We start from the raw sequence: 16,640 nt of genomic DNA on the forward strand, positions 1-16,640 counted from the left end.
ATACATACTGAAATCTCAGGGATTAATCCCTCCGAATCCGCCGAAAGTGGGCAGCGGTTGCTTGAAAGTTGTACCTACTGTCGATTAATCCGCTATAAGGATTGATGGCTATAACCGGAAATAATATTCTTGACGGTGATACGAGTGTCGTTCGGGAACCCAATCGGGATAGCGGGCAGGGCCGTAGCGGTTGCCAGATCAATCGGACGGATCGCATTTGCTTCCCCCACATAAGCCTTGGTGTCTGAGAAGAACGCCAGGTCGCCGACATAATAGAGCGGAACAAGCCAGGAACTGGCACTGTTTACATTATAGATTTGTAGGCCACCCGTTGGGAGAGTAGTGGGCTGAATGGTTATGCCAACATAGCCTTGCTTACGAGACACACGAATTTTATCCTGGCCTTTGTAGCTGGGGATATCTCTGAAATTATCATAGGTAATGTGATTCTCCCAATCAATGTCCAGATTAGTAAATCGTTTCAGATAGGCTCTTTCTCCTTGCGTGGTGCAGAATAACAATTGGTTGTCCAGATAGACTCCAGATACCGTATTGTCCAGCAAGCTTAACGAGTTAGGCAAGCCAATCTCATCATCTCCAAAATAGGTAATCATGCCAATCGTTCCAAGGGTGATTTGCGTGTGTCCATCCGGGTGAACAGTTAAGGGGTTGCGGGTCTCGTCTAAGGTAAGTTCAAATCCCAAATTGTACCGGGTAAAGTTGTCATCGTCAATGGTAATGGCGATTACATAATCTTTTTTATCGGCAACCTTGCAGGCAAGATAGACAAAGTCGCTATTCTCATTGCCCGCGAAGGCGAAAGGTCTGCCTTGGCCGACGTCCACATTGGTTATAACTGTATCCGTGTTGGTATCAATAATCGTAACGTTATGATCTCCGGAATTGGCAACATAGACTTTGTTACCGTAAGGAGCAGCGAAGATAGCAACAGGATTGGTAACCCTGCTGCCAACAGTACCAACACGAACGGTTTTGATAATGTTAAAGGTATCCGTATCAATGATCAATAACAGCGACATATCCAAATGCATAGTCAATTTCATAAGTCACATAGACGTAAGGGTCACCTGAGGGTGAATTCCTGTTGTTTGCCTTGTTCGGATTCATGGATGAAATCCCCTTTCTTTGACCCGTATAATTGTTTACTGTAAGGATTGATTACTATAACCGGAAATAATATTATTGACTTTGAGGCGATCCGTGACGACCCCAAGCACGATAGCAGGCAGCGCCGTTGCGGTTGCCACATCAATTGGACGAATGGAGGTCCCTTCTCCCACATAGATCTTGGTATCATCGAAGAACGCCATATCGCCGACATAAGGAAGTTCAACCAAATGGTTATAGCCTTCATGTAAGTCAATGATTTGCACACCGCCTAATGGGGAATCCGTAGGTTGAACGGTAACGCCAAGATAAGCTTGCGTACGTGAAAGGCGGATTTTATCCTGCCCTTTGTAGCTGGGAAAATCCGCAAAACTCTTATGGGTGACGATTCCATTCTTATCAATGGCCAGATTACCGATTACTTTCAGATAGTTTTTGTCTTCGCGCATGGTGCAGAATAATCTTTTGTCGTCCGTGTAGACCCCGGATACCGTATTGTCCAGCAGACTTGACGTACTGGAGTACCCAATAGAATCATCGTCAAAATAGGTAAGCATACCGGCAGGTCCAAACGTGACTTGGGTGTGTCCATCGGGATGAACGGCCAAGGGATTGCGGCTCCCGTCAAAGGTAAGCTCCATTCCGTCTGTATAGGGATGAACGGTATCGTCGTCAATGGAAATGGCGATAACATCATTACTCCGGCAGGCAGCATAGACAAAGGAGCTGTTCTCATTTCCAGCAAAGGCGAAAGGCCAATTAATCCCTCCTGCCAGTTGCACATCTTTAATAACCTCATCTGTGAGGAAGTCAATAATGGTAATGCCCGGATCTGATTGGGCTACATATATTTTGTTACCCTTAGGAGCAGCGAAGATAGAATTAGGATAGAACTTGACGAACGGATTGCCAATGTGAACGGTATTGAGAACCTTGAAGGTATCAAGATCAATGATGCTGACTGAATCTTCACGGGTATTAATGACGTACAGTTTTTTCTCAGAGGGGTCCATGCACATGGGACCAGGCTCGCTGCCCACCCTAATCCGTTCGATGATCCTATCTTGTACAGGATCGATGACAGCGACATATCCGAAATCAAAGCCAACTTCATAACTCGCATACACATAAGGATGAACTGATGATAGATTCCTTCTGCGGTTTGCCATATCCATATTCACGAATGAAAAACCCCTTTCATATGCTTCTAGCTAGTGGACTCACCGGGCCTGGCAGACAGACAACCGGATGGGCAGGCGCGCCGTTTTTGTCCGGATGCCGCATCAGGTTGTCTGCTGTATGTTATGTCCGGATGCTCCGGCCCGAATAATCCATTTGTCCAATAAAGCCACAAAAAGGGCAGAGATTACCTCTTCACTCCTCCCGCCGTAAGTCCGCTAACAATGCATTTCTGGCAAAAAAAGAGCTGTCCTCTAGTCAGTTTCGACTTGAAGAGACAGCTCCACGTTAACGTACATGACCCTTAGGATTGATTGCTATAACCGGAAATAACATTCTTCACTTTGAAGTACGTTGTCCCAATGGTAATCGGATTTAGAGGTCTTGCACTGGTCAGATCAATGGGTTGAACCGAGGTAGATCCTCCCACATAAGCTTTGGTGTCTGAGAAGAATGCAAGATCGCCAATGGAAGTAAGCTCAACAAACCGGGAAGTGCCACGGTCTACATCGTAGATTTGCAGCCCGCCCGTCGGGTGATCCGTGGCTTGAATGGTGACGCCAATATACTTTTGCGTAAGCGAAGTGCGAATTTTATCCTGACCTTTGTAACTGGGGATTTCTTTGTAATCATCATAGGTGATTTTCGAATTCACATCGATATCCAGGTTCTTGAATAATTTCAAAAAGTTCCTTTCTTCTCGCATCGTGCAGAATAACAAGCCGTTGTCCAGATAAATCCCGGATACCGTATTGTCCAGCGAACTAGTCGGTGCTGCTGCAACTAAACCATTATCAGGACTAAGAAAATCAAGGGCTCCAATATTTCCAAGCTCGACCAGTGTGTGTCCATTGGGGTGAACGGTCAAGAAGTTTCGGGTCGAGTCATGTATAGTGCCCGGTCCTGCTGGGCCAAGCGCCACATTAGGTCCATTATTAATAATTCTAATGGCAAGAGTAGAATCTCTTGTTGGATGAATTTCGTTGCAGGCAACGTAGACGTAAGGGCTATTCTCATTGCACGAAATGGCGAAAGACATCGTGTCTACAGAATAAAGATTTCCAATGAAACTAAGAGTAATGGCATCAAAAATCGTCAGGCAGGGATTTCCATAGTTGGCTACATAGACTTTTTTGCCGCTAGGCTCTACGAGGATAGCAACAGGTTTGTTGTCAACTGGAACTGAACCTATAAGGTTAAAGGTATCTGTACTATAGACATAGACCATATTCGCAAGGCCATCCGCCACGTAAAGTTTATCTCCAGAGGGACTCAAGCACATAGCGGTAGGATTATAGCCTGCCGAGATCCGTTTGATGATCTGATCGGTAGTGGGATCAATAACAGCGACATATCCATTATTATTAATACTTACATAAGACACATAGACATAAGAAAGGCCGCTCCGTGTATTTCGGTTACGGTTTGCTGTTCGATTCATATTCATAGATAAAATCCCCTTTCATGCAGATCTGGCTAGTGGACTCGCCGGGCCCGGCGGACGGACAAGCGGATGGGCAGACGAACCGGTCCTGTGCCTTGATGCCGCATCAGGTTGTCTGCTGTAGGTTATGTCTGGATGCTCCGGCCCGAATAGTCCTAATGTCCAGTAAGGTAAAAAAAAGAGCTGCCCCCAAGTCCAGCTCGACTTGAAGCGACAGCTCAATTTTTATACTAAATGTGCATTACAAGGATTCATTGCTATAACCGGAAATAATGTTCTTCACGTTGACGCGGTCTGAGGGACTTGTGCCAATCGGAATAGCAGGAATGGGATTACTTGGATTTCCCAAATCAATCGGTTGAATCGAAGTCAGTTGTCCTACATAGGCAATGATGTAATCGTAAAGTGCTAAATCACCGACATAAGGGAGCGGAACAAACCGTGAGCTAGCAGCGTTTACATCGTAAATTTGCAGACCACCTGTCGGGAAAGTGGTGGGTTGAATGGTGATGCAAATCGTACTTTGATCACTTGTAACACGGATTTTATCCTGGCCTTTGTAACTGGGGATTTCTGTGAATTGATCATGGGTGATGTTTCCTTGCTGGTCCATGAACAGGTTGTTGAATTTTTTCAGATAGGCTCTATCTTCTCGCGAGGTGCAAAATAACATATCATTATCCAGATAGATCCCGGATACCGTATTGTCCAGCAGACTTGAAGTTTTGGAGGGACCAATTGTAAGTGGTTCAAAATGAGTCAACATGCCAGTCGGCCCAAGTGTGACTAGCTCCACTCCGCCTGGGTACACGGTCAAGGGATTGTGGATCCCGTCAAATTCAAGCGGAGTATCATCCCCAACTGGATGGGCGGTGTCATCGTCAACAGCAATGGCGACAACATTGCCTTTATCATTATCTTTAGACTTACATGCAACAAAGACAAAGAGACTGTTCACCTTACCGGCAAAGGCAAAAGGGTATCCGCTTCCGCTAGGCAAATCCACTTGCTTAATAACCGTATCTGTGACGGAGTCAATAATTGTAACGGCCTTGTCACCCGAATGGGCTACATAGACTTTGTTCACGTTAGGAGCAGCGAAGATAGCAACAGGAGCGCTATAGGTGGACGAAGAGCCAATGTGAACGGTTTTGATAATGTCAAAGGTATACGCATCAATGATAGTGACCGAATCCTGGCCCGTATTTACTACGTAAAGCTTATCCTCACTTGAATTCAGGCACATAGGACCAGGGTTAAGGCCTACTGGAATCCGTTTGATGACCTTATTGTATACAGGATCAATGACAGCGACATAGCCAAAATAGTAGGTAAGTTCATAACTCGCAAACACGTAAGGATTAATATTTGATGCTAGATTTCTTCTGCGGTTTGCCATATTCGTATTCACGAATGAAAACCCCTTTCATGTCTTTCTGGTTAGTGGACTCGCCGGGCCCGGCGTACGGACAACCGGATGGGCAGGCGCGCCGGTTTGTCCGGAGGCCGCATCAGGTTGTCTGCTGTATGTTATGTCTTGATGCTCCGGCCCGAATAATCCATTCGTCCAAGAAAGCCACAAAAAGGGCAGAGGTTACCCCTTCACCGCACCCGCAGTAAGTCCGCTAACAATGTACTTCTGGCAGAATATATACAGGATCAGCACGGGAAGGGAGGTTAATACCAGATCCGCGAAGATCAGGTTCCAGTCCCGGCTATACTTACCGTAGAAATTGTATACCGAGAGCGGCATCGTCCAGTCCGAGCTGTCGGTCAGGAAATAGAGCGGAATGGTGATATCGTTCCAGACGGACATGAAGACCATAATCGCTACGGTGGCGTTCACCGGGACGATCAGCGGGGTGACGATCTTGAAGAACACATCGAACGTATTTGCGCCCTCCAGAAAAGCAACCTCATCCAGCGCCTTCGGAATGGAGCGGATGAATCCGCTGTACAGGAACACGCTGAACGCCGTGTTGAGCGAGGCGTAGATCAGAATAACACTGGTGATGCTGCCGTAGAAGCCCATCCACTGTACGACACGGATCGTGGTAATCGTGGACATCGGCGCGATCAAGCCCATGAAGAAGAACATGTACAGGAAATTCGACCATTTGGTCTCCCGGCGCACCAGAATGAAGGAGGCCGCCGACGAGGTGAAGATATTCAGAATAGAAGAGACGCCGGTAATCAGCATCCCGTTCAGGAACGCGCGTCCCAGTCCCCCTTCACGGAAGACCGTTGTATAGTTGGAGAAGTTCCACTTCTCCGGGAGCCGCAAGGAGAACTTCAGCACCTCGGCGCTTGTCATGAAGCTTCCGAACATCATAATCAGCAGCGGCAGGATAATCAGCAGGGAGGCCAGGATCAGTAGGCCTTCAACCACATAGTTGCGCCAGGCCATTTTACGTGAAAAGCTCATTATTCCGATACCTCCTTACGCCGCATGAAGATCAGCAGGGGAATGGCGATGATGGTTACGGCAGCGAACAGCAGGGTGTTGACGGCTGTGCCCAGCCCCCAGCTTCCCTCTCCGAACGAGCGCAGGATGATCGTACCGACCACCTGGGAGGCGTTGCCGGGTCCCCCGCCTGTGAGGACGAATACCTCGGAGAACACCTTGAGGCCGCCGATCAAGGTAAGCATCAGATTGATGTTGATCGCAGGGAGCAGCAGCGGAATCGTGATACTGCGGAAGCTGCGCCAGGAACCGGCGCCGTCAATGGTGGCGGCTTCATAATATTCTTTGGAGATCGACTGGAGTCCGGCCAGGTAGATCGCCATTTGGAAGCCGGTATGCTGCCAGATGGACACGAAGGCTACGGTCCAGATGACGATAGCCGGATTGGTCAGCCAGGCCTGGCTCAGCGAAGGCAGCCCCACAGCTTCGAAGATACGGTTAATCGTTCCGTCGGAGCGCAGCATGGGCGTGAACACAATGCTAATAACCAAAACGCTTAGGATCGACGGAGAGTAAAAAATAGCCCGCAGCAGATTTTTGGATTTTAGCTTCATGTTCAAGCCGACCGCAAGCACGATGCCGAGCAGATTTTTGCCGAGCACGGTAACGATGGCGAAGATCGCTGTATTTTTCATAGCAAGTAGTAGTGTTCTATCTGTGAAAATCCGTTCAAAATTGTCCCAGCCGATGAACTTGACTGCTTCCCGGTCCAGCCGCCAGTCGGTGAAGGAATAGAAGAGTCCGGTTAGCGCAGGCAGCACGAAAAACACAGAATAGATCAACAGCGCAGGCCAGATCAGGTAATACGAGTATAGTCTCTTGGATACTTTCATCTCTTCACACTCCTCTATAGCCAGGAACAGAATAAAGCCCCGGACGGACTTTATTCTGCCTGTTGTAATGGTTATCCGCTCTAATTAAAAGCCCTCTACGCCTTTGTCCTTCATCAGCTGGCTGAATTTCTCATCCCAGGCCTTGAGTACGCCAGCAGCGTCCAGACCGCCGGCGAACTCATCCTGAAGCAGACGGTACAGCTCGCTGCGGTCCACGATCATGTAAGCATCGGTAGTCAGCGTAGTCTTCTTCGGTGTGATATATTGATCGACAATTTCCTGCTTGTAATCGGGAAGCTTCGGCGTAGTGACATCGCTGAAGTTGGAGACGGAACCTTGGCTGTCAACCATTTTCTGTGCAACTTCTTTGGTGGCGAGGAACTCCAGGAATTTCTTCGCTTCATCCATATGCTTGGCTTTCTTCGGAATGAACAACTGGCCGCCCAGCGGGCTTGCGCCCAGACTTGCATCTTCAGAGGAAGGGATGGCGAACAGGCCCAGATGCACATTCGGATCTTTCTCGGCCACATTCACGATCAGCCAGTCTCCCATGAACATCATGGCAGTTTCCTTTTTCAGGAATTTGCCCACGGCCATATCGTAGCTGTCGCTGAGGATGTCAGTGTTGGTGTAGCCTTTCTTGTAGACCTCATACTGCTGGTCCAGGAAGGTGGCGAACTCGGGAACATCGGACCACTTTTTGCGGCCGGCATTAATGTCCTCGAACAGGGAAGGTTCGTTCTTGGCCGCCCAGTCGGCAAAAGCGGCAGCCGGCCAGATATTCGCCGCCCAGTTATCCTTGAACGGCATGAAGACCGGCGTGATGCCGCTGGCCTTGATTTTCTCGCAGACAGCCAGGAATTCCTCATAATTCTTCGGTATGGCAAGACCCAGGTCTGCGAATATATCCTTGTTATAGACGACTCCCTGCATCCCTGTATCCTGGCTGTAATGGAAGCTGTAGACATGATCGTAAGCCGAGAGCACATCCTTATTCAGCAGCCGGCTCACCCAAGGCTCGTTATCCAGAATCTCGAAATTGCGCTCCAGGTTAAGGTCTGTTGTCGCACTCGCTAGATTGTATTGAATCAGGTCAGGCACCTCGTCAACGGCCAGCTTGGTCTGAAGTACGGTGGCGGTCTGCTCTGCCGGAAGCAGCTGCAGATTCACTTTGATATTGGTTTTCTGTTCGAACTCATCCAGCACATCCTGGGCCACGAACGCCGAATCCTGCGAGCTTTTGGAGATGGCCAGCTCGATGGTTACCTTTTTGCCGCTGCTGCTGCCACTGCCGCTGTTTCCGTTTCCGCCGCTGTTGGTAGCCGAAGCATTGCCGGAGCCTGAATTGTCAGACCCGCATGCCGCCAGCGATAAGGTCATGATTCCAGCAAGCAGGCCTGTTGCGATTTTCTTCATCTGCGTACTCATGTGATCGCCCCCGTAGTGAAATTTTCTGTGGATTGAATCCGTTTACATTTTTGATTATAGAATGAGTACCGCGCAAGGTACATGTTTGTACTTGACACTTTCTGTGTAATATTCTGAACTCGTAGGGGTGCTTGTCGATTTGCCGGTTTGGTTGTAAAGTAGAGCATCATAAGGTTCAAGGAGGGCTCGGGCTTGGCGACTATTGTTCAGAAATTGCGCGGAGGCAGGGTTCAGGCCAGTCTGCAAACGAAGTTCTTCTTCACCTTCATGGTGCTCCTGCTGATTGTGCTGGGCTGCTTCCTGGTCTATGTGAATTATATGGTGATCCAGCCGCTCAAGGACAAGACAGAGAACGAAATGAAGCTGGCGGCTGTCCAGGTCAGCGATCAGCTGAACCTCTATATCAATAACCAGAACCAGCTCTCTCAGCGGATTCTGTCGAACAAAGAGGTGTTCACGCTCCTGTCTGCCAGTGATTATTCACAGCTTACCCTTGAAGGGCTGACCCGAAGCCGCAGGCTTAAAGACATCATGTTCCAGGCACTGGGGCCGAGTCTGAACATTGAGGATATGATGATCTATGATCTGACAGGGGAGCGGGTTGCCTCTTATATCGGATACGCGGATAGCCCGGCGTCGCTAAGGCCGTTTCTGGAAGAGAGCAGCAAGCTGCCGACCTGGAATGCAAGCGGTTACGCGCTGTACCGGCAGGGGGCGGATACCCTATCTTTTGTGCGGGCGATCAGGAACCAGAATGGTCAGGTGTTCGGCTATCTGGCGGTGCAGCTGGACCAGCGGTACTTGAACAGATCTGCTGCGGGCCTGGCGGGCGGCAAGGTCTATATTATGGATCAGGAGCAGCGGCTGGTCTCCAGCTCTCCGGCACTACGTGAAGGGGAGAAGGTCCCGGAATTCGCAGCGTCTCCCTCTGAATCTGCAGCAGCTAACGGAATCTATCTGAGCAGCGGCCAGAACTATGTGGCTTACCACCGCTCTGCCGAGACGGGCTGGACTACCTTTGTGGTTAATCCCAGGAGTGTGGTGCTGGGCCCGGTCAATTCGGTGAAATACATCTCTATTCTGCTGATCACAGCGCTGATTCTGTTCTCGTTCATCTTCATCTACTTCTCGACCCGGAACCTGCTGCTTCCGATCCGCAAGCTGCGCAGCCAGATTCTGCGGATGAACTACAGCAACCTGAATATGAAGGCGGGCCCGCGTACCCACAACAATGAGCTGATTCAACTGAATAGCGCTTTTCAGGAGCTGCTGGAACGGTTACAGGAATCTATCGAACGGGAAAAGCTTGCGCTGCACGAAGAAGTGAAATCGCGGAATTCCGCCTTACAGGCCCAGATCGCGCCCCATTTTATCCACAATGTCCTGTATCTGATCAGCATTGCCGCCCAGGAAGGGAAGAATAGCGTGGTGACCGAAATGTGCAAGCATCTCTCGGACAGTCTGCGCTATATTGTGTCCTCTCCTTATCAGCATGTGGCGTTGACGGAGGAGCTGAAGCATACGCAGCATTATTTGTCCCTGATTCAGCATAATTTCGAGGATGACCTGGAGTGGGAGATTGACGGGTACGGGGGGCTTGAGCAGATTGAGCTGCCCCGGCTGGTGATTCAGCCATTCGTGGAGAATTGTATCGAGCATGCTTTTAAGAATACGGACCCTCCTTGGCGGATTGAGGTGCGGGTGAAGGTATATAACGGCCTGTGGGCCATCGAAATCAGGGATAACGGGGAAGGCTTCGCGCCGGGCAGGATCAGGGAGATTCTGGACAATATTGAGGACTCGGATTCCGGGGTCAATGAGCTTCGGCATGATACCTCAGGAATTGGCAATATGGGGATTGTGAATACGGTGAACCGGCTGAAGCTGATGTACAGGAACCGGCTGTTCTTCAACATCTACAACCACTTGGACGGGGAAAAGGGGGCTACGGTCCAGATTATCGCATCTATGAGTAAAGACTTCTACTAGAACCGGGGAGGGACCGCTATGTATACCGCTATCATTGCCGAGGACAGCAAGCCGATTCTGCGGAATATCGAAGCTCTTATGCAGTCCATGGAGCTGCCTGTCCGCATCGCCGCTACCGCCTCGAACGGGCTGGATGCCCTGGAATACATCAAGGCTAACCCGGTGGATATCCTGCTGACCGATATCCGCATGCCTAAGCTGGACGGGCTGGCGCTGATCGGGGAGTGCAGGCTAGTGAATCCGGCTCTTAAGGCGGTGCTGATCAGCGGCTACAGCGACTTTGAGTATACGCGCAAAGCGCTGAATCTGCAGGTATTCGATTATCTGCTGAAGCCGGTGGAGCGGCAGCAGCTTGCCGAAGTGATGCAGCGGCTGGTCGCTCATCTGGAGGAGCAGCAGGAGGAGCAGCAAAGCACTGCCAAGGAGCTGCCGGATGGCATTGCCGAGCTCCGGCAGCGGAAGAAGAGCGGCGAGGAGCTGTTCGGGCAGCTCGAGCAGTACTTACAGCAGCATAGGTACTCCCAGCTCTCCATCACCGATGTGGCGCTTAAGTTTCATGTAAGTCCCTCCTATGTGAGCAGGATCTTCAAGAAATATTCGCACCAGACCTTCGTGCATTACAGTATGCGGCTGAAGATAGCCGAAGCCTGCCGGCTGATCACGCTCAGGCCGGAGCTGAAGGTGAAGGAGCTGTCGGAGGTGCTGTCCTTCGGAGATCAGCACTATTTCTCAAAGGTATTCAAGGAGTATACGGGCGTAAGTCCTACAGAGTATAAGGGAGGGGAGCGGTAGCGGCAGCCGGTATAAAGATCGATTTTAAAAATTTGAGTTAAGGGAAAAGTGGCGGAGGGGAATTTTGGAACTGGAGGAGCGATAGCGACCGCCTTTGTATTAGGATTTCTACCGCGAAGAGCGGTTCAAATCAGGAAATCCTAATACAACAGCGGCCGGAAGTCCAAAACTTCTCTGGAGTCACGGCTAATCCCGCAACAACAAAATCAGTAATTCTTACGCATAGACGGCAGCGCTGCGGATAGGCGGTGCCGTCTTTATTTTCCGTATTTTCCCGGCGGGATGCCCGTGATGTTCTTGAAGGTGCGGATGAAATTGGCATAATCATTGAAGCCGGACAGGTAGCAGGTATCGGACACGGAGTTGCCGGCAGACAGAAGCTGTTTGGATAACGCGATCTTTTTAAGCAGGACATAACGGTAGACGGTTCCCCCGGTCTGCTGCTTGAACAGATGGCTGAGATAATATTTGTCCAGATTCAGCTCCCCGGCGATATGCGCCAGCGACAGATTCAGGTGCAGGTGGTTGTCGATGTAGCTCATCGCAGATTGAATATGGGAGGAGATCATACTGGGCACGGCGGCACGGGTGCGGCTGTACAACTCGTTGATCAGCACCAGAATCTGAATCAGATACGTCAGGGCCAGCACCTCGCTGCCGTACTGCTTGCGCTCCAGGGCTGCAATCAGCCGGGAGGAGAGGGCGGTATACTCCAAGAGCAGCGGCTCCTCCATCCGGGCCAGGTTATTCTCCCCGGGCTGGCGGTTCTGGAAGCAGGCCAGCAGATTCGTGGTCGCCGTACAGAATGGATAGACCAGCGGTGCCTTGAAATGAATGGTCAGCCGCTCATAAGGCTCTGGGGAGCGGTTGATGATTTTATGAATCTCATGATTGTTGAATAACAGGACGTCGCCGCGCTCCAGCGGATAGCTATACTGGTCCACGAAGCCGTTCACGCTGCCGCCCAGGAACAGGAAGATTTCATAGTGGTCATGGATATGGAAATCCCTCGTCGGCGAGATCGGAGAATTGCCGATACCGGCCAGAATATCGCCGTCGAACGTTTCATAATACCGGGCATGCTTCATCGTCACAGCCCCTTTCATGTTGATCACAACATACGCAATAAATCATCATTATTCGCAAAGACATTGCAATAATACCACAATACACTAGAGAAGAAGAATACCTGAGAGGGTGGAATCGTGGATGAGTGGGATAGAACAGCGTAAATACTGGCTGGATACGATGCTGCGGATTGGAACACCGGTCCTGGAGGCGCTCGCCGCACGGAAACTGAAAGAACAGTTACCTGCGGAGTTTCATAGCGAGCGCAGCCAGTTTGCGCATCTGGAAGCTTTTGCAAGGCTGGCTTGCGGAATGGCTCCCTGGCTGGAGCTTCAGGGGCTTGAGGGTGAAGAAGAGCGCTTAAGAGCCCGTTATGCCGGGCTGATGCTGGGAGCGATCGATGCGGCGGTCGATCCGCAGTCGCCTGACTATATGGAATTCAAGACCGAAGGCCAGCCATTGGTCGATGCGGCATTTCTGGCTCATGCTCTGGTGCGTGCACCGAAGGCGGTTACATCCAGACTGGACGCACGGGTCAAAGGCAATCTGATTGTAGCACTTAAGCAGACGCGGCGGACCGCTCCCAGCGGCAGCAACTGGCTGCTGTTCAGTGCGATGGTGGAAGCAGCCTTATACCTGCTGGAGGACCCGGAGTATGACCGGATGCGGGTCGGTTACGCAGTCCACATGTTCATGGACTGGTACAAGGGTGACGGAGTCTACGGGGACGGGAAGGACTTCCACTGGGATTATTACAACAGCTTCGTGATTCAGCCGATGCTGGTGGATGTTGTTACCCTTTTCGAACAAGAGAATGAGGAGTATGCCCGGCTTAGACCCTTGGTCCTGCAGCGGGCGCAGAGATATGCCTCCGTGCTGGAGCGCAGCATCGCCCCGGACGGAACATATCCGTTCCTCGGGCGTTCGATTGTCTACCGGTTCGGGGCATTTCAGCTGCTGTCGCAGGCGGCGCTCCAGCATTTTCTCGAAGACTCGCTGCCTCCGGCACAGGTGCGCTGCGCTTTGACCGCCGTGATCCGCCGGATCATGGAATATCCGGGCACACTGGATGAGAACGGCTGGCTCCGTCCGGGCATCTACGGTTATCAGCCGGAACTGGCCGAGAGCTACATTAATACGGGCAGTTTGTATCTGTGCGCTGCTGTCTTCCTGCCGCTGGGCTTGCCTCCTGCTGATCCCTTCTGGTCGGGAGAGGACATGAAATGGACGGCACGGAGAATCGCAGACGGCGAGAATGTGATGCGGGACCATGCTTTGGAATAAGGGATACAGCCAGACTGAACAGGAGAGGAAGCTCAGGCATGAACGTACAGGAACTTAAGGCAATCGTAGAGAACATGAAGCCGGCAGATCTCAGCTTATATTATCCGCAAGGGGATTCGGCAGCTTTTTGGAGTAAGGCGGCATCTTCTGAAGTCTTGCAGGCCAGTGTTAGTGAGATTCGTGCAGAAGCACAGCGGCTGGAAGGGCAGCCTATACCGCTGCTGACGTATAGTTTGTTTACCCTTTTCCGGCAGACGGGGTCGAGACTGGAGTATGAGCGGCCTTATTTTGAACGGAGAAGAAGGCTGAATACGTATGTGTTCCTTAGTCTGCTGGAGCCGGAGAACGCAGCAGCTCTGGAGAAGCTTGCAGATATTCTATGGGCGATCTGCGATGAGTACACGTGGTGTGTTCCCGCCCATCTTCCAGAGAAGCATGATGTTGCTGAGATCAACCGGCATATCGATCTGTTCTCCTCCGAGACAGGCTTTACCTTAAGCGAGTGTTTGCTGCTGCTCGGGGAGCGTCTCCCGCTGCTGCTCCGCTCCCGGATACGGAGTGAGGTGGAGCGTAGAATTTTCCGGCCGTTCCTGGCGCATGGCCCATATTTCTGGGAGACCTCGACTCACAATTGGGCGGCGGTCTGTGCGGGTTCTGTGGGTGCGGCTGCACTACTGCTAGTGAAGGATAAGGATATGCTGGCGGAGATCCTCCTGAAGACAGAGAGCAGTATGAATTATTATTTGCATGGATTTGGGGAAGACGGGGCCTGCCAGGAGGGGCTGGGCTACTGGAATTACGGGTTTGGTTATTTCACTTATTACAGCGATCTGCTCCGTGCAAGAAGCGGAGGCAGGCTGGACTGGTTCAAGCAGGAGAAGGTGGCACAGATCGCCCGCTTCCAGCAGCAATGCTTCATTGATGGCAGCTATGTCGCCAATTTCTCCGATTCAGTACCCCGCGTGCGGGTGCATATGGGACTCTCCCATTATCTGGCGGATGTCTATCCGGATGTCCTGCGCCCGCCGTCTGCACTGCGTGCCCCGTTCACGGAGGATCACTGCAGCCGCTTCGCACCGGCGCTGCGCAATCTGATCTGGACAAGAGCCGGGAAGGAGAACCAGTCCTGGGAGGCTGGCAGCAGCTATCTGCCCGATGCCGCTTGGCTCGTATCGCGTCATGTCTCTGCTGCGGGTGCCTTCGGCTTCGCGGCCAAGGGCGGCCACAACGACGAGCCGCATAACCATAATGACCTGGGCCAATTTATTCTGAGCGGCCGGGGGGAGATTTTTGCGGCCGATCTGGGCAGCGGAGAGTACACGGCGGACTATTTCGGGACCGGCCGTTACGGCTATGACTGCAACGGGTCGCAGGGCCACAGCGTGCCGATTATTGACGGCCAGTACCAGGGGGCAGGACGGGAGTTCCAGACTACAGTGCTGCATGCATCAGCAGCGGCGGTGAAGGATGAGCTGACGCTGGAGCTGGCCCGGGCGTACCCGGTAGCCGGACTGCAATCCCTGGTCCGTTCGCTGGTCTGGCATAAGGAGGAGCTGCCCCGTCTTGAGCTGACCGACACCTATCGCTATGACGGAACCCCGGCAAGCTGGACGGAACGCTTCGTAACGTGGCGCAGACCGGAGTTGACCGGTCCACGGCAAGTACTGCTACCGGGCGCTGATGGACATGGCGTCCAGGTAACCTACGATCCGCAGATCGTCCGGCCGGAGATTACCGCACATGTGTACCAGGACCACTATGGCCAGGACACAGTGTGGCATAGCCTGGACTTCCAGGTTCTCCAGCCCGGAGCAGAGGGCGTATTGGTGTTTACTTTTGAATTTATGTAAGACGCACGGCACGGGTACATTATTCACACAAAGGCGGGATTCAAATGAGCAGAACCATAGATCAGACGTGGGTATATGAGGCCTGGAGCAAGGCGCTGGAGAAGACGAGAACGAACAGTATCAGCATCGGGGCCGAATTCCCGCATGCCAGTCAAGGCGGCAAGTATGTCCTGGAGGTGCCAAGCTGGTGGACCGCCGGCTTCTGGCCGGGCCTGCTCTGGCAGCTCTATGCCGGGAGCGGCGATGAGAGCTTGAAGACGGTAGCCGAGCGCTGCGAGGAGCGGCTGGATGAGGTGCTGGACGGCTATTTGAAGCTGGACCATGACCTTGGCTTCATGTGGCTGCTGACCAGCGTTGCCAATTACAAGCTGACGGGCAGTGAAGAATCACGGGTCCGCGGGCTGAAGGCCGCCAACTATCTGGCCGCCCGCTTCAACCTGAAGGGCAGATACATCCGGGCCTGGAACCCCTGGAGAGAAGGCGAGGACAACAGCGGGGTTGCCATTATTGACTGCAGCATGAACACCAGCCTGCTGTTCTGGGCCTCCGAAGTCACCGGAGACCCGCGTTACCGGCATATCGCGGAGGCACATATGGATACGGTGCTGGAGCATTTCATCCGGCCGGACGGCTCCGTCTATCATATTGTCAACTTCAACCCGGAGACGGGCGAAGTGGTAGAGAAGCTGGGCGGACAGGGCTATGCGCCGGAATCGGCCTGGTCGCGCGGCGCGGCTTGGGCACTATACGGGCTGGCGCTGGCCTATCACCATACGGGCAAGCTTAGCTACCTGCATGCGTCCAAGCAGGTTGCGCATTTCTTCCTGACCCGGCTGCCGGAGGATCAGGTGCCGCATTGGGATTTCCGCGCTCCCGGCGATGTTGGCGAGATCCGCGATACCTCAGCCGGTTCCTGCGCAGCGAGCGGTCTGCTGCTGCTGGCCGGGCTGGTGGAAGAATCAGAGGCTCATGTTTACCGGAACGGGGCGCTTAGAATTACGGAATCTCTCTACCGCAATTACGGAACTTGGGACAATCCCGGCGAACAAGGCCTGCTGCTTCACGGCACCAGCAACTATCCTGAGGACCGGAACATCGATGTGCCGCTGATCTATGGCGATTTCTTCTATGTTGAGGCACTGGCCCGGATCAAGGGAGCAGGCCCGTTCTATTGGGAGTAG

At 52.1% G+C, this 16,640-nt stretch carries 13 protein-coding genes; 5 read left to right on the forward strand and 8 right to left on the reverse strand.

Annotation, left to right across the window (positions count from 1 at the left end):
- Positions 1-92: 92 nt before the first annotated feature.
- The 7 genes from ACFSX3_RS13625 to ACFSX3_RS13655 all read right to left on the reverse strand — a co-directional run bounded on the left by ACFSX3_RS13625 (position 93) and on the right by ACFSX3_RS13655 (position 8,476).
- Positions 93-1,028: a YncE family protein gene (locus tag ACFSX3_RS13625; protein ID WP_379255902.1), complete on the reverse strand. Its 936-nt coding sequence runs from the start codon at positions 1,026-1,028 to the stop codon at positions 93-95.
- A 135-nt stretch (positions 1,029-1,163) separates the two neighbouring features.
- On the reverse strand, positions 1,164-2,303 hold the full coding sequence (locus ACFSX3_RS13630; RefSeq protein WP_379312975.1) for a YncE family protein: 1,140 nt from the start codon (positions 2,301-2,303) through the stop codon (positions 1,164-1,166).
- 308 nt (positions 2,304-2,611) lie between these two features.
- Positions 2,612-3,754: a YncE family protein gene (locus ACFSX3_RS13635; protein ID WP_209984802.1), complete on the reverse strand. Its 1,143-nt coding sequence runs from the start codon at positions 3,752-3,754 to the stop codon at positions 2,612-2,614.
- Between the two features lie 238 nt (positions 3,755-3,992).
- Positions 3,993-5,162, reverse strand: a complete 1,170-nt coding sequence (locus ACFSX3_RS13640; RefSeq protein ID WP_209984799.1) for a YncE family protein — start codon at positions 5,160-5,162, stop codon at positions 3,993-3,995.
- 183 nt (positions 5,163-5,345) lie between these two features.
- A complete protein-coding gene (locus ACFSX3_RS13645; RefSeq protein ID WP_209984797.1) occupies positions 5,346-6,176 on the reverse strand; it encodes a carbohydrate ABC transporter permease in 831 nt (276 codons plus the stop codon).
- Positions 6,176-7,048 carry a carbohydrate ABC transporter permease gene (locus ACFSX3_RS13650; protein WP_209984795.1) on the reverse strand — a complete coding sequence of 291 codons (873 nt, stop codon included), beginning with the start codon at positions 7,046-7,048 and terminating at the stop codon, positions 6,176-6,178. The genes ACFSX3_RS13645 and ACFSX3_RS13650 overlap by 1 nt, the downstream gene beginning before the upstream one ends.
- A gap of 84 nt (positions 7,049-7,132) precedes the next feature.
- Complete coding sequence (locus ACFSX3_RS13655) at positions 7,133-8,476, reverse strand: ABC transporter substrate-binding protein (RefSeq protein ID WP_209984793.1); 1,344 nt, start codon at positions 8,474-8,476, stop codon at positions 7,133-7,135.
- Positions 8,477-8,668: 192 nt separating this feature from the next.
- Between ACFSX3_RS13655 and ACFSX3_RS13660 the strand changes: the two genes are divergently transcribed.
- Together ACFSX3_RS13660 and ACFSX3_RS13665 are read left to right on the forward strand one after the other, a co-directional pair.
- A complete protein-coding gene (locus ACFSX3_RS13660; protein ID WP_339219162.1) occupies positions 8,669-10,465 on the forward strand; it encodes a cache domain-containing sensor histidine kinase in 1,797 nt (598 codons plus the stop codon).
- 18 nt (positions 10,466-10,483) lie between these two features.
- A complete protein-coding gene (locus tag ACFSX3_RS13665; protein WP_209984791.1) occupies positions 10,484-11,257 on the forward strand; it encodes a response regulator transcription factor in 774 nt (257 codons plus the stop codon).
- A 257-nt stretch (positions 11,258-11,514) separates the two neighbouring features.
- Here the strand turns inward: ACFSX3_RS13665 and ACFSX3_RS13670 are convergent, their stop codons facing one another.
- Positions 11,515-12,345 carry a helix-turn-helix domain-containing protein gene (locus ACFSX3_RS13670; protein ID WP_339219159.1) on the reverse strand — a complete coding sequence of 277 codons (831 nt, stop codon included), beginning with the start codon at positions 12,343-12,345 and terminating at the stop codon, positions 11,515-11,517.
- 121 nt (positions 12,346-12,466) lie between these two features.
- Between ACFSX3_RS13670 and ACFSX3_RS13675 the strand changes: the two genes are divergently transcribed.
- Genes ACFSX3_RS13675 through ACFSX3_RS13685 form a run of 3 tightly spaced genes read left to right on the forward strand, consistent with a single transcriptional unit; the run spans position 12,467 to position 16,640 of the window.
- Entirely contained in the window at positions 12,467-13,609 is a 1,143-nt protein-coding gene (locus tag ACFSX3_RS13675; RefSeq protein ID WP_209984786.1) for a DUF2264 domain-containing protein, read from the forward strand.
- A gap of 38 nt (positions 13,610-13,647) precedes the next feature.
- The gene (locus ACFSX3_RS13680; protein WP_209984784.1) at positions 13,648-15,459 is read left to right on the forward strand and encodes a heparinase II/III family protein; all 1,812 of its coding nucleotides are present in this window, start codon (positions 13,648-13,650) and stop codon (positions 15,457-15,459) included.
- 44 nt (positions 15,460-15,503) lie between these two features.
- Positions 15,504-16,640 (forward strand): glycoside hydrolase family 88 protein, encoded by a 1,137-nt coding sequence (locus tag ACFSX3_RS13685; RefSeq protein ID WP_209984781.1) that lies wholly within the window; start codon positions 15,504-15,506, stop codon positions 16,638-16,640.

This window comes from Paenibacillus rhizoplanae (assembly GCF_042684125.1).
GTDB lineage: Bacteria > Bacillota > Bacilli > Paenibacillales > Paenibacillaceae > Paenibacillus_AQ > Paenibacillus_AQ rhizoplanae.